We start from the raw sequence: 15,356 nt of genomic DNA, 5'->3' as shown, positions 1-15,356 counted from the left end.
CTCCGTGACTTATAATTATTGGATTGTATGGACCCCTAAAATAATCTTATTTTTCTATTCTATTTTAATTATTTTCACTTTTTTTAGCTGTTAATTGATCGTTATTTATTATACTTACCATCATCATATTCTTACAAAAGAATAAGTAGAAAAAAAGGATAATGAGGCTAATTTACCCCATTATGTTAAGCATTCCCCTTAATTCATTTTCTGAAATTTGGGAGATTATTTTTTTAGTTTTTCCAAATTTTTTGAAATCCAACTTTCAAGAATTTATTCCTCCAAGGTAGATAAATCTCCTAAATCCCTCCCTTCTTCCTGGGCACGTAACACCCGGCGCATGATCTTACCACTCCTAGTTTTGGGTAGCTTTTCGACTTGGGCTATTTCTCCCAGAACAGCCACTGGTCCCAGTTCGTAGCGTACATGTTTCTGGAGATCCTCAATAACATCGGTGGTTAACTGGTAGTCTTCTTTGAGTATGACAAAAGCTTTTATAACCTGCCCCTTGACGGGGTCAGATTTACCAATGACTGCTGCTTCAGCCACTGCAGGGTGAGATGAAAATGCTGCTTCCACCTCAGAGGTTCCCACCCGGTGCCCGGCGATTTTCAGCACATCATCGGAACGACCCTGTATCCAGATATAACCATCCTCATCTTTGCGAGCCATGTCCCCCGCCCTGTAAACTCCACCAGGCAGGTCTTTCCAGTAAACATTAATAAATCGTTCTTCATCCTGGTAAAGGGTTCTGAACATGGCAGGCCATGGCCTTTTAATCACCAGGTACCCGTCTTCACCAACCGGCACCGGTTTCCCTTTTTCATCCACCACATCAATATCCACACCAGGCAGGGGAAGAGTAGGTGACCCGGGTTTAAGTGGAGAAATGGGTAAAGGCGATATCATGTGCATTCCAGTCTCAGTCTGCCACCAGGTGTCCATTATAGGGGTCTTTTCATATCCAATGTTTTTGTATAACCATCTCCAGGCTGCAGGATTCATTGGCTCACCCACACTGCCCAGAATCTTCAGAGATGAAAGGTTATAGTAGGTTGGATATTTACTCCCATACCTCATCAGGTGTCTTACCGCAGTTGGTGAAGTGTAAAGCTTGGTTACCCCATATTTCTCCACAATCTTCCACCATATCCCCGGGTCAGGATAGTCCGGTGCTCCCTCATACACCAGGGTGGTGGTTCCCAGCAGTAATGGACCGTAGAGGAGGTAACTATGGCCAGTGATCCAGCCAATATCCCCGGTACACCACCATAAGTCACCATCATGGATGTCAAACACGGTTTTCAAGGTGGTGGCCACTCCCACCATATACCCGGCAGTGGTGTGCAGAACTGCCTTGGGTTTTCCTGTGCTTCCAGAAGTGTAAAGTATGAACAGGGGATCTTCGGAGTCCATTTCTTCAACAGGACATTCGTCCAGCTCACCTTCCAGGAGTCTTTCGTAGAATATTTCCTTACCACTTAATTCAGAGATTTTAATAGGGTTGCCGGTGTGTTTCACCACTATGGTGGTTTCTATGGTGGGACATTTAAGGAGGGCTTCATCCACGATTCGTTTGAGATCAATTATTTTTCCCCTCCGGTAAGTTCCATCGGCAGTTATGAGGACTTTGGCCTCGGCATCGTTCATCCGATCCACAAATGCACCTACACTCAGTCCAGAGTACACCACACTGTGAATGGCCCCAATTTTGTTACAGGCTAATATGGAAACCAGCAACTCCGGGCACATGGGCAGGTACATGGAAACTGTGTCACCCTTCTCCACACCTAAATTTTTCAGGGCATTGGCCATTTTATTCACTTCACGGTAGAGTTCGTAGTAGGTGAGTTTCCTCTCATCACCTCTTTCATTGGCGTAGAGTATGGCCACTTGATTCCTTTTATCAGTGTGTATCCACCGGTCCACAGCGTTGTAAGCTAGATTTATTTTACCATTGGTAAACCATTTGTAGAAGGGTTTCTGGCTTTCATCAAGGACTTTATCCCATTTCTGGAACCATTCAAATTGTTCAGCCTTTTCACCCCAGTACTTCTCCAGGTCTTTACCCTTCTCTATTTCAGCCTCCCAATTCTTCACATGAGCCTCTTCCACCAGCATGTAATTAGGTTTAAAAACTTTTTTATTACTGTTTGAAGTATTTACGTTCGTTACCATGCTTTCACCCTTAAATTTGTATAAATTTTTTTATTTGCCCGAAATAAGCTAATTTTTTTATTAAAGCTTGAATTTCACTGCCAAGATTCTTAGAAAGCAAATTAAATATAATATTTTATTATTTTATTATTACCAGTACTTGAAAGCGATTTTTTTTTAAGATAATGAATAAGTAATATATTGAGAAATCTACATTCTTAACTATATATTTAAATTATATTAGAAATTGGTTTTTTATAGCTGGTTTTCCAGAAATTTACACCATGGATTAAAATTAAAATTTGAATATTTTCACGATTTCATAACTTGATTTTTAGATATTAAGTGGTCTATTATTAAGTCATGTTCATCTTCTGACAATCTTTTAAAGGCTTAAGAAGTATATAAATCCAACTATTATAGTAACACGTGACTTGTAAAAAATAGTATCAACACCCCCATACGCTTCTAAATCATTCAATATAGCTTTTCAGATATATCAATGTTGATCGTGTGGGATTAAATCATGTTTAATAAAGATTAATTCCTTTAAAATTACTAAATTCAGGGATTATCCAATAATGATTGTTATTCAAAGAACTTATGGGTTACTTGGGAAAAAATTCCTTTGTTGAGGTAAGTTTTATCAATCCATGAAAACCAGTAAATTATGTTAAGAAAGAATGGAATTATATGAAGATCATGGTGGAGATTCAATGGACAAATATGAAGATCCTTTATGCATAACATTTGTAATCAAAAAAAGATAACCAGTTTAGGCTTCACCTTTGATTCTACATTCACCTAGTTAGTATATAACTAGATTATAACATATAAAACTTGTTATCTTTCATTGAAGATGCATGCAAGGATACAAATGCCAAAAAAATTGAGGGGTTGCATTTTCTAGAGAAGAACCCTCATATAAAACTTATCAGAAAAAAATTGGTTGTCGTTACCAGATTAAATTAATAAACTTTTGATCACAATGTTGAACGATTAAATTACAAGTGTTAAGATTCATGGGACATAATAGTAAAAATTTAATATTATAAAATTGTATTATTTTTTATGGGATTTTTAATTAATGAAATCGAGATGCCTGATCCTTCATACAAATTTATAGAAGAATATAGGTTAAAAAATGGAAAAATAGATACCAGAAAGATTGATTCCATTAAAAATCTATCTAAAGTGAATATTTTTGTTGGATCAAATAATCAAGGGAAAAGTCGGTTTTTAAGATTCTTATTTATAAATGAACTTAATTTTAAGCCAAATAACACTGCCATTGATAATATTAATAATGCATTAAAGACCTTGAGAGATAAATCAATTGATGACAATTTTCAACTAGTAGCAGGAATATATCTTCAAAAAAACTTTGATAAAATCGATTTCTTAACCACAAACCAAGAATTGGCAGTCAATAATGCTATTAAAGACTTGGGGGAATTAATTGATGATTGTGAGAAAAGCATTGCTGATCATGAAAAAGATGGGGTTAATGATCAAAACAGCTATGACACCTTAAACTACGCCAAATACATTTTGAAATTTATTAAAGAAAAAGTTGATGGTCTTAATCTATATTATCCATTTAAAAACGTTTATATCCCAATTATAAGGGGCCTCCGGCCTGTGAGTTATTGTGGTGAAAATGAAGTTGAAGCCAAGCCATTTGATGGATATGAAATACGGACTAGATATGATTATTTTATTGATTTAGAAAAACGTGAAAGAAATTTAGATGATAATTTTACAATTTCTACAGGCCTTAATGCTTACAAAGACATTTATGACTATATGTTGAATGAATCTGATGAAAAACAAGAAATAATAGAAGAATTTCAAGAATATTTGTCCATTAACTTTTTTGATAATGAACAGGTTAAGATCACTCCTGTAGCTAATAAGTCATACAATAAAAAAGATGTTATTAAAGTTAAAATAGGGGATGAAGAAGGTAAATTAATATACGATTTAGGTGATGGAATTCAATCGATAATCATCTTAACCCTGCCCCTATTTATTCATAAAGGAAAAATAAAAGACAATGAACAGGTTTTAGTTTTTATTGAAGAACCTGAACATTTACTACATCCCGGATTGCAAAGAAAAATTTTTGATTTATTTTTTGATGATAGGTTCGAGAATTTCCAATTCTTCTTTACTACTCATTCTAATCACTTTTTGGACATAACAATTGATTATGATGATATTTCAATTTACGCTTTTAAAAAGGAATTAGTAGATAAAACAGCCACTTTTAATATAGAAAACTTATCTAAAGGAGATGCTAACGCATTAGAATTACTCGGAGTTAGAAATTCTTCCGTGTTTCTGTCAAATTGTACCATTTGGGTTGAAGGAATAACTGATGTGGGCTACTTAAGACATTATTTGGACATTTATATTAAAGAAAATCCTGACGATCATGTCGTTCATGACATTAAAGAAGATTATAACTACTCATTTGTAGAGTATGGGGGGAATAATATAACTCACTGGTCTTTTTTGGATAAAGAGGAAAGGCCATTAAATGTTGAAAGGTTATGTGGAAAACTTTTTTTGATTGTTGATAAAGATGAAGGAAAAAATGAGAGACATGAAGAGTTAAAAATTTTTTTAGGTGACCGATTGCATGTTTTGGGTTCCAGAGAAATTGAAAATTTGGTTTCAGAGGAAATTCTTCTTGAAATCGTTGGCGAACATGAGAAAGGGTTAGAAAATATAAAAACTGATATTTCTTATGAAGATTATAAAAACAAACCACTGGGGAAATTCATTGATGAAGAAATGATTATGGATGAAGAAAAGAAAGTTATAAAATCATATGGAACGAGTTCTGGCACTATTAGATATAAAAATACTTTCTTAAAGAAAGCAAAGAAACATACTGTTAAATGGGATGATTTAACAGAAGATGCCCAAAATTTAGTAAGAGAAATGTACGAGTTTATTTTAAAATCTAATGGTTATTCCTAGGTTATGTTAAATAAAATTAACTATTGATTGCTTGACGGGGGCTTGACGGGGGAGGAATATTGATTGAAAAAAAGACAGTTTTTATTTTGGGGGCCGGGGCAAGTGTTCCTTATGGATACCCCACTGGATTAAAATTAAGGAAACAAATCATTGAAAATCTTGATGTGAATAAGAGAACTGTGAATATTGAGCTACCCAATCTTTTACTTCGAACAATATTGTTACAAGAAAAATATGATGAATCAACAGAATTTAAAACTAATTTACTCGAATCAAGACGTTCATCAGTTGATGCTTTTCTTGAAAATAGAGAAAATTTTTGTGCAATAGGTAAATTAGCAATAACATGTGGAATTATAGAATCTGAAAAAAGTGAAAAAGGCCCTTGGGACTGGTTTGAATATTTACACGATGCAGAATTAGCTCATTGTCATTCCGTAGAGGAATATTGTCAAAACAATAATGTTAATTTTATAACTTTTAACGCTCATCTCCCGGTATTAGTGCAATTATTTAATATTAATTGGATTGCATTTCCAAACCAATTTACCCCTTTATTGAAAGTAAATTGGAAGAATTTAACATAAGTATTCAGTTTTTTCTTTGAAACCCCTCTAAATATTCTTAAATATTGCCTTAAGAGCGAATGTCTGTTTTCACAATTATTAACGTGATTTTCACCATCAGCATATTCTTTTTCTGAATGTTTGATTATGTGATGTTCTTTAACCTTTGAATGGCCTTCTAAACCAAAGTATATAGTATAATCATCAGTAAATAACCTTATAGGTTCATTACAATGCTTATCTATTTTTTCCCGAATTAAATCCTTAGAAAGATTCTTTTCTACCATTAATATTGTATTTCGCGTTCCTCTTTCCACTACAGTAATAATTGGCGGTTTATCTTTTTTCCAAGTTCCCCTTCCCCTTAATTTAAGTCCTCTAGTCCTTGGATAGTTTTTTTAAACCCTTTTCACCTGCAGATTGATACATCTCATCTATTTCCACATCACCCTTCAAAACAGGATCCGTGGATTTATCCATCAAACTTTCTCTAAATTCATGCGCTACACGATAAACACTATCCCACTTATGACCTAACTCATCTGAAAGCCTTTGAACACTTTTTTTATCCAAATTCATAATGATATAAAATATCTCACCCACAGGAAGCTTTTTATTGGCAAATACCGTTCCAGTAAGGTCACTAAAATTCAATCCACAACTATTGCAAGAATAGCGCCGTGATTTACCCTGAACACCCCGATTATAAACTTCAAAAGATTTGCACACCGGACAATAAACTCCACTAGACCACCTCACATGTCGTAAAAAATCCATGGCCTTTTCTTCATCTGGAACAAACAATTTTGGAACTAAATTTTCGGATTTCATACATTATAATATGGCACTAACCTCACATAAACCTTTGCACTAATATGGGGATATGAGCGACTTTTAATTATGATCGGCATTTAGAGCACTCCTTAATGAACAGTTTAAAAAGCACATTTGGAAACGAAACAGAAGAATGTGCTGAACTCATCAAGAAAAACATTGAAATCATCCATGTACATGGAAAAATGGATGATTTACCTTGGGAAAATGATTATGGCAGAGCATACGGTGACATTCCTTCTACATTAGCCGAATTGGAGAGATCATCAACCGGAATTAAAATCATTCACGAAAAAATCGAAAAGAAATGTTTTGGAATGGCAAGGAAATTAATTAATTCATCCGAATTAATTGTATTTTTAGGTTTAAATCTTCACAATCAAATAAATCTTGATAGGTTACATATTAAGGATAATTTAGATGAAAAAACGATTTATGGAACTATTAAAGGGTTATCTGGGCCCCAAAAAGAAAAGGTTAATGAATATTTTTGTGATAAATTAAATGCAAAAGTTGTACCTGTTTCTGGGAGACGCAGACCCATTGATGGTTTTGATGCTCTTGGATTTCTCCAAGAAGAAGTAAGATTCCAATAATGGTATTTTCGAAAATTTGTGAAAAATATTACGGGTTTATTTTATACCCCCTTGAATGCATATGAATAAATCTTTGTGGAGGTATATTATGGAAGAAAAAGCAAAAAACATCATCAGTGTCTCTGGAATTATTGAACCATGCATTTTGGAACGGTGCGAAAAGTTTGTTGGTTTATTAAACGAGTCGTTGGAAAAACTTGACAACACCAAAATAAATGACTTGTCAAATAATGAACTTTTTATAACAGCTTTACTGCATATTTTGCCAGCTGCCGTTAAAAATCACCAAATTAAAAAATTAGAATATTTACGCAATGTCGTGATAAAATCTATCATGGGCGATTATGATGAATACGAAATTATAATGTTTCTTGGAATAATTAACAATTTCACTGTTTGGCATTTTCAACTAATGGAGTTATTGGATGATCCTAACAAATGGGCCACAGATAATGAAATTAGAAAAGATTTCAGTACAATGGGCATAATGGAGGTTCTAAATACAGCCTTCCCCAGAACATCGAAGACATTTTTAAGAAAAATTTGGGATGATTTACATCAGCAAGGTCTTGTCCAATCAGGAGATGTTCTAAACACTTCAATGGGAGGACGTGATCTTATCCAGAATAGAACTACAGAGTTGGGAATTGATTTTGTTTCATTTATATCCCCTATTTAATAAAATAAATGAATGTTAATATTAGCTAAAATAATATCACAAGAAAAATATTAGAATTAATTCTATAACCATTTTATAAGGATTTAATCCTTTATATATAAATATACCAGACATACATGGGTTGTGAATCACTTGGAAAGCAAAAAATCACCTTTTTCGGCTAGAGATTCATTTAAAGGATATTTATATCAATGCCGTTTTGCATTGTGGGAAAGCCTTAAGAAAATGAAGGATGACGAAGAATTTAACGTTTCAATAGAAACGCTAGACGATGTAGTTTTCCACCAAGGAGATTCAAAAGAGATATTACAAACTAAACACAGTATAAACGACTCTGCAAACCTTAATGATGCTTCTCCAGATCTTTGGAAGACCATTAGAATATGGTGTGAAGGAATTTCTTCAGGGGAGTTTAATTCTGATACAACCTTTTTTTTAATAACTACTGAAAAAGTCTCCGATGGCTCCACAGCAGATTACATCAAGAAACGTGACATAACCACGGCTATTAAACGTTTAAACAATACTGCCGCAACATCAACAAATGTAACTAACCAAAAGGCTTACCAAGCTTTTAAAAATATTCCCCATGATGAAAAAGAAATGCTTTTTAATAATGTATTTATTGTAGATTCTTCACCACTAATCTCTGATATAGGTTCAGAAATGATGAAAACGATCCGTTATGCTACAAAAAGAAAATATTTAGAACCTTTGTTTAATCGACTTGAAGGATGGTGGTTTACGAGAGTTTTAGAACATTTAACAAAAACCAAGGACTCAATTCCAAGCAAGGAGATTGATACAGAAATAGATATGCTTCGAGAACAGTTTAAAGATGATAACTTACCCATAGACCGAGATATTCTTAATGTTACTGTAAATAAATCCGCATATGCTGATAGAAATTTTGTACAGCAACTTGAAATAATTGAATCAAGTAATGAACGTATTTTTTTGGCAGTTAAGCATTATTACAGGGCTTTTGAACATAGAACCCGTTGGGCTACGGATGATCTGTTTATTCCTGATGAATTAGATCAATATGAAGATATTTTAGTCGACGAGTGGAAAACTGGTTTCGATAGGATGAAAGAAAAGCTAGGTAAAACAGCTGCTGAAGAAATGAAAAAAGAATGTGCGAGAACATTGTATCATTGGATCGAAACTCATGTAAATGAACCTATTAGGCCTGGCGTGACCCATCCTTCAATATGTAAGGGTTCATATCATATGCTTTCTGATAAAGGGTTAGTCGGATGGCACCCTGATTTTGAAACCAAATTGAAAAAGCTATTTGTTTAGGTGAATTCATGAAAAAGTGGAATGAAAGGTCAAGTGAAGCAGCAAATTTGCTAAATCCTGCTTTTTGCTGTGCCATCCTAACATCATCTGTTATAGGATATAACATTACTAAAGATGAAGGTTTCCCTTTACCTTTAGCTTTCATTGTTCTACCTATTGTATTACAAGCTAAAACTCGCCAAATGTTACCAATAACAACTCGTACTTCATTAGGAGCTTGGATCAGGAACAATGCACATTTAAGATTATCTGTTCAAGACAGAATTATTCCGGTCAAACCATATGTTCAAGAATCTATTTTATTTGGATTATTACATGACTGGCTATTTTTAGATGAAAAAGGTAGATTAATAACACCGAAGACCAAGAATGATGTGAATAAATTTTTAAGGGAATTAGAAGGCGAAACTAGAGATTGTATTAAGCGTTCAAGCTTTGTTGGAAGATGGTTTGCTAAAGCTGGTTCAACAGAAACCGTGATGGCTCTTTGGGGAGTGAGACCATGACTTTTCAGATTTTAAATTTAATTTTATATAATGAAAAAGGACATAATCGCATTATTTCGTTTAAAAGTGGTGAACTTAACATAATAACTGGAGCTAGTAGTACAGGTAAAACTGCTCTATTGAATATTATTGATTACTGTCTTGGGAGTAGATCATGCAATATACCTCAAGGTACTATCCGTGAAACAGTTCAATGGGCAGGACTTCGTTTAAAGGTAACGGAAGGTGAAGTTTTTATTGCTAGAAAGCTCCCAGAAGGAGTTAAAAATACTTCTGAAGACATTTATTATGAAATTCAACAAAAAGTAGATATCAAGGAACATAACGAACTGAAAAAAACTATTAACAGATCCACTCTAAAAAAAATTTTATCTGATCATGCAGGAATTTCAGAAAACATCCACGAACCAGTTCATGGACAAACAAGACATAAACTTGTTGCAAATATTAGACATAGCCTATTTTTTACATTTCAACACCAAAATGAAATTAGCAGCGAAAAGTTCTTATTCCACAATCAGGGCGAACAAGGCAAAACCCAAGCTATTAAAGACGTTTTACCTTACTTCCTTGGAGCAGTAGACGATGATTATGTTTCCAAAATAAAACAATTAAGAAAAAATCGGAGAGAATTAAGAAATTTAAAGCAAAATTTATCGGAATACGAAGCTATTGAAGGTGAAGGGATTAATCAAGCAAAAAATTTACTAATAGAAGCTCAAGACTTTGGTTTATGGCGTGAATCAATTCCAGAAAAACTATCAGACTCCATTAATGCATTAAAAAAGCTACAACAATCCCCCGTTTCTATGGAAGAAGAAATTATTTCAAAAGGTGGGACTTTTGAAAACCTGCAAGACGAACAGTACAATTTGAAACAGGAACTCGGGTTTGCTAAAGCAAAATATGAAACGATAAATAGTTTTAAATCTGATCAAAACGCGTATACCGCTGGAGCAGACGTTCATTTAACTCGTTTACGAACTATCGGATTATTTGACGATCTAACTAATCAAAAAGTCTGCCCAATATGTAATTCCAACATTACAGAGAAATCTCCATCAGTTGATAACATAAAAAACTCATTAAACTTACTAGATTCTCAAATACGTAAGGTTGAAGAAATTTCTCCAGAAATGCAAAAAGTTATGCGAGAATTAGAAGATCAAATAGAAAATATTAAGAATAAGCTAAAAATCAACAGACAAGAGTTAGATAAAATACAAAAATCAAATGAACAGTTAGCATCAATCCATGACCACAACGCTAAACGTTCATATTTGTTAGGCAGAGTTAGCCTTTATTTAGAAAGCTTACCTCACCTTGAAGATACCAGTCATCTAAAAAGACAAATTGAACTTTTAGAAGTCAAAATATACAACCTTAAATTGGAAATAAGCGATGAAAAAATTCAAGAAAATCTTAATTCAATTTCATCCCTCTTAACAAAGTATTTAAACCGTTGGGCACAGGAATTTAAAGTCGAACATTCAGAAAACCCACTACGTCTAGACTATAATAAACTAACAATTGTTGCAGATACGGAAAATGGAGCAATCCCAATGAATCATATGGGTAGTGGAAGAAATTGGGTTGGATATCATTTAATAGCCCATTTTGGACTACATACCCTATTTGTTAGAAAAAAACGACCAGTTCCAAGATTTTTATTCATTGATCAGCCTTCACAAGTTTATTTCCCTGCAGAAAGAGATGTTACTGGGAATATTGAAGAAATCGAGAAAGATGAAGATAGAGAAGCAGTTAAACAGATGTATATTTCCACAATAAAATTGATAGATGAGTTAAGCCCAAATTTCCAAATCATTATGACTGATCATGCCTACATAAGAGAAAAATGGTTTGAAAAATGCGTTATTGAAAATTGGAGAGAAGGAGAAGCATTGATTCCTAAATCCTGGACAAATGATTGAAATAATATATCAACTTAAACTATCCTCAATAATTATTATTTCCTCATCATTCAAACCATATAACTTGTAAACCATCTGATCAATCTCATTGTCTGTTTGTTCGATTTCTTGGAGTAAGGGTTTTATTATTGCAAGACTTTCACTGAATTCTCGTTCCAAATATTCCCTATTCTTCCGAGATTTAGTGTCTACCTTCTTTTTACTTAATTCACTGATGAATTGATCTGCTGATAACTCATAGTACTTTTCAAGCTTTTGGGAGAACTTTTCAACGCCAAATTCCCCCATAATCCAGTTTTTAAACCCATTTATCTCTTTTTGAAGTTCTTGGTTAAACTGTAGCATTCTACTTGCATTTTGGATAAATGGTCGCTGCTCTTCAGTGGTTGCAGGGTAGATAGGGAGTTGTTCGACATATTGCTTCTTATAACGTAATCTTTTACCTTCTATTTGTGGGCTTATCTGCTTAAAAATCCATAATAATAGATTTGAATTTAGCAATGAAGCCAAATATCTTAAATCATATTTCTTGGGTTTTACCATGATGAAACATGATGTTTCACAATATAATTTAGCCCCATCTATACAAAAACGAGGCTCCGGTGCTATTTCAGCCCAAATTATCTTCTCTTTTTCGAATTCGTGGGAATAATCAGAAGCATATCTGCTTAATGCAAACCAATCGACACGACCTGTTTTTACTTCCGGTCTTTTTATAAGATCATCCTTGAATTTTAATAAATGATTTCTAATAGAATTATAATTATCTATAGGGAATTTCCAAGGTATGTATAATAAATACAGATTTCTATAATCAATTTTCCACTTTTTTAAGTCTTTTCCACGTATGAATGGTTTTATTATTTCTTTATTTTTCTCTTCTTCAGTAATAAGATGATTTCGGGTTTCTTCATCTATTACAAAGGCTTTCATCAAACCAGTTTTCATACCATAATACATCTTTAAATCTTCAAAATCTTTGATTTTTATACCCTTTCTGCCTATTCTATCTCTTAAATCCAATATAGTGGGGTTTTCAAAACACCAATTATCGATTCCTAATCTTGATTGTCGAATTTCGAATGAATCATCAATTAACACCATATTTTCGTTTGGAATCTCTTTTTTTAGAACAATAACACAAGAATGTACAGTTGCATCATCAAACACTTTATCAGAACTATGATCAATATAAGATTCAAACTCAACTTCATTTAAAATAAATTTCCTTAAAGGCTTCCCATAATTAGCTGTTATAAACTTATTTGAAGATATATATGCCAACATACCCTTATCTTTAAGAATCCCAAGTCCTTTTTCGAAGAAATAAACATAAAGATCAGCTAACCCCGTATAAGTCTTAAAATGATCTTTAAGATATGGTTTAATCTCTTTTATCTTTTCATGTCGCACATATGGTGGGTTTCCTATCACCACATCGAAACCATCGGCTTTGAATATTTCAGGGAATTCTGTTTCCCATTGGAATGGTTTATCAGTATATTTGGGATCATGAATAAGACTATTTCCGCATTTTATGTTATTGTCAATTTCGGGGAGTTTTCTATCCTTTTGGCAGACTTTTAAAAACAAGGAGAGTTTAGTTATATCCACAGATTCTTCGTTAAGATCCACTCCATAAATATTGTTGATTAATATTTCACGCCTGGTGTTAACCTCATCAAAGTAAGAGTCCAATTTAACATGTTTTGCATCCCTTTTTACCCTGCTTTTGCCTTTTCCACCACGAGTTTTGATAGTAGTTGTGTATTTTCCCTTTTTAAAATCATAAATTCCTTTATGTATTTCTAAAAGCACATCAGCAGCTTTGTTCAGAAATGCTCCGGATCCACAAGCTGGATCTACTATCTTAATATTCATTACTCCGGATTCCAAATCATTAATTTCATTTCCATCAGAGTATTCCTTGATGAGTTCATCAACACTAATCACTTTACCAGATTTACTCAAGTAAGGGATAATAGTATTTCTACATATATAATCCGTGATGTAATTAGGAGTATAAAAGATTCCTTCTTTTTTACGTCGGCCTTTACTATCTTCCTTGAGTTCTTCGATGTCTCCAATACTGTTTTCGAAGATGTGACCAAGAATATTTACATCTAACTCTGTTGAGAAGTCAAATGAGGATATTGTGAGCATGTTACGGTATATTGAATTAACACGGTCTTTTGCATTTCCTAATAAATGGTTGATGTCTTTTTCGTATTCGGTAAAGTTCCAATCTTGGTATACATCTTTGAAAAAGTTCTGCTCATCGACAATATCCCTGATCATTATGAAGTCGAGATCTTCAGCAAATAAACCCCCGTTGTATTCACTTATCTTTTTGAACTCATTTCCCTCATTAATATCAAGATATAATTCATTTAGTCGCTGCCAAATACTCCTATGTCGTAAGTTGCCCTTTTGTATGGGTGTTGCTACGGTGTCAATGGATATTTGTGAAGGTAGTAGATTAGTATCTTCTGCGAAACAGATGAACATGTAACGATTGAGGATTACTTGAGCGTAGTGAATAGCATCTAACCGTTCCATCTGACTTTCTGATTCCAGTTCCTTAATTAACATCAGCCGTGTTTCATTGTACAGTTTGTAGAATTCACTTGCCAGTTTGCGATCGACAACTAAAGTGCCTTCATGAACTTTGCTGATATCATCAGATTCAATGTGTGATTCTCTGGAAAACGCCAGCATGAAGCATGCGAACTTCTGCTTATCTAACAATTCCCTTGCATTAAATGATATGTATTTGGTCTTCTCATAATAATTGTAAAGCCTAATTTCATTATAATTGGATACCATGATCCAATTAACATCTCCAGTGTTGATGGCATATCCAAAAGCTTGTTCGACTGGACTTTTATTATCAGATCGGCCACTTTGTCGTTTGTCCAAGTCAATGCCCTGACCTTTTAGTTCAATAACCATGAACTTTTTATCATCAGATTTTAAAACAAACTCACTTCGACCTGTTCCTACATCACCCTTTTCATCAAAAAGAACATCTTCCCGTTTATAGCCCAGGATGCTTTTAAGGATAACATCATAAAAATAGAGGTAATTCTTGGTTTCTGACTTAAATTCGTCTTTTTCAACCTTATTAATGTACTCTTTAAGTAAATCATGTTTAGATGGAGTTAATTTAAATTTTTTGGAATGCTTTTTCAGTAAGGTTAGGTTGAAAAGATCATTTTCCATATGTGAATGTTTGTATCAAGTATAATATAATGTTTTGATTTTATCTTAATCGCTGAACCTATCCATACTTTGAATTTCCTCGAGATATTCAGATAAAAAATAGTCAATTTCATCAAGGCGGCCGCTGTATTTGGATTCTTCAACATCATACATATCTGGATTATTTTCATTAACCAAGATATCAAAAAGGATTAAGGGTTTATTAATTTCCTTGTATTTATTTAATATGAAAATTTTTCGCTTTTTAGCCATCCAAATATCATTATAAAGTTCATTTTTCTCTTTCAATATGTCTAAATCTTTTTGGATACCTTTAATCTGAAGTTTATACAATTTATTTAAAGAATTTATCTCAATAGTTAAGCAAAAGTTTAAATCAACTAAATCTTCCAGTTCAAATGGTGATGTTTCTATCTTTTCCAGTAGCTCTGGATCCATTTCTAACGTTATTTCTTTTCTCATGGTGATCAGAATAAATAAGCTTTTTTTGGAGTGGGAGATGACCATGGCAGTCACCTCCAACCTTGTAAAAATCCAGGACACATTAACTCTTATTGTGTCTTAAACTA

The 15,356-nt window shown here is 33.5% G+C and carries 12 protein-coding genes; 7 read left to right on the top strand and 5 right to left on the bottom strand.

The genetic code is table 11. The features are described from left to right. Window positions 1-273: 273 nt before the first annotated feature. Entirely contained in the window at window positions 274-2,178 is a 1,905-nt protein-coding gene (gene acs / locus BK009_RS09605; protein WP_100907205.1) for an acetate--CoA ligase, read from the bottom strand. A 1,077-nt stretch (window positions 2,179-3,255) separates the two neighbouring features. On the opposite strand from acs, the gene BK009_RS09600 reads away from it, so the two are divergent. Next, window positions 3,256-5,145: an AAA family ATPase gene (locus BK009_RS09600; protein ID WP_157809725.1), complete on the top strand. Its 1,890-nt coding sequence runs from the start codon at window positions 3,256-3,258 to the stop codon at window positions 5,143-5,145. A 59-nt stretch (window positions 5,146-5,204) separates the two neighbouring features. Continuing rightward, complete coding sequence (locus BK009_RS12440; protein ID WP_157809724.1) at window positions 5,205-5,732, top strand: hypothetical protein; 528 nt, start codon at window positions 5,205-5,207, stop codon at window positions 5,730-5,732. Here BK009_RS12440 and BK009_RS12880 read toward each other — a convergent pair. Both BK009_RS12880 and BK009_RS09590 read right to left on the bottom strand, forming a co-directional pair. After that, window positions 5,633-6,037 carry a transposase gene (locus BK009_RS12880; protein ID WP_232728106.1) on the bottom strand — a complete coding sequence of 135 codons (405 nt, stop codon included), beginning with the start codon at window positions 6,035-6,037 and terminating at the stop codon, window positions 5,633-5,635. The two genes, BK009_RS12440 and BK009_RS12880, sit on opposite strands and share 100 nt — an antisense overlap. A gap of 52 nt (window positions 6,038-6,089) precedes the next feature. Then, window positions 6,090-6,542 (bottom strand): transposase, encoded by a 453-nt coding sequence (locus BK009_RS09590; RefSeq protein WP_100907644.1) that lies wholly within the window; start codon window positions 6,540-6,542, stop codon window positions 6,090-6,092. A gap of 95 nt (window positions 6,543-6,637) precedes the next feature. On the opposite strand from BK009_RS09590, the gene BK009_RS09585 reads away from it, so the two are divergent. The 5 genes from BK009_RS09585 to BK009_RS09565 all read left to right on the top strand — a co-directional run bounded on the left by BK009_RS09585 (window position 6,638) and on the right by BK009_RS09565 (window position 11,565). Then, window positions 6,638-7,141, top strand: a complete 504-nt coding sequence (locus BK009_RS09585; RefSeq protein ID WP_100909477.1) for a hypothetical protein — start codon at window positions 6,638-6,640, stop codon at window positions 7,139-7,141. An 88-nt stretch (window positions 7,142-7,229) separates the two neighbouring features. Next, the gene (locus BK009_RS09580) at window positions 7,230-7,820 is read left to right on the top strand and encodes a hypothetical protein (RefSeq protein ID WP_100909476.1); all 591 of its coding nucleotides are present in this window, start codon (window positions 7,230-7,232) and stop codon (window positions 7,818-7,820) included. Window positions 7,821-7,952: 132 nt separating this feature from the next. Further along, on the top strand, window positions 7,953-9,125 hold the full coding sequence (locus BK009_RS09575) for an ABC-three component system protein (protein ID WP_100909475.1): 1,173 nt from the start codon (window positions 7,953-7,955) through the stop codon (window positions 9,123-9,125). Between the two features lie 8 nt (window positions 9,126-9,133). After that, complete coding sequence (locus tag BK009_RS09570; protein ID WP_100909474.1) at window positions 9,134-9,631, top strand: three component ABC system middle component; 498 nt, start codon at window positions 9,134-9,136, stop codon at window positions 9,629-9,631. Continuing rightward, window positions 9,628-11,565: a DUF3732 domain-containing protein gene (locus tag BK009_RS09565; RefSeq protein WP_100909473.1), complete on the top strand. Its 1,938-nt coding sequence runs from the start codon at window positions 9,628-9,630 to the stop codon at window positions 11,563-11,565. Before BK009_RS09570 ends, BK009_RS09565 begins: the two co-directional genes overlap by 4 nt. Window positions 11,566-11,574: 9 nt before the next feature. Here the strand turns inward: BK009_RS09565 and BK009_RS09560 are convergent, their stop codons facing one another. Continuing rightward, window positions 11,575-14,787, bottom strand: coding sequence for an Eco57I restriction-modification methylase domain-containing protein (locus BK009_RS09560; protein ID WP_100909472.1), 3,213 nt, complete (start codon window positions 14,785-14,787; stop codon window positions 11,575-11,577). Between the two features lie 45 nt (window positions 14,788-14,832). Then, the gene (locus BK009_RS09555; protein WP_100909471.1) at window positions 14,833-15,294 is read right to left on the bottom strand and encodes a hypothetical protein; all 462 of its coding nucleotides are present in this window, start codon (window positions 15,292-15,294) and stop codon (window positions 14,833-14,835) included. Between the last annotated feature and the right edge of the window lie 62 nt (window positions 15,295-15,356).

Source organism: Methanobacterium subterraneum, from assembly GCF_002813695.1.
GTDB classification, from domain to species: Archaea; Methanobacteriota; Methanobacteria; order Methanobacteriales; family Methanobacteriaceae; genus Methanobacterium; species Methanobacterium subterraneum.
Note: the sequence above shows the minus strand (reverse complement) of the source record. Positions and strands in the feature narration are given on the sequence as shown.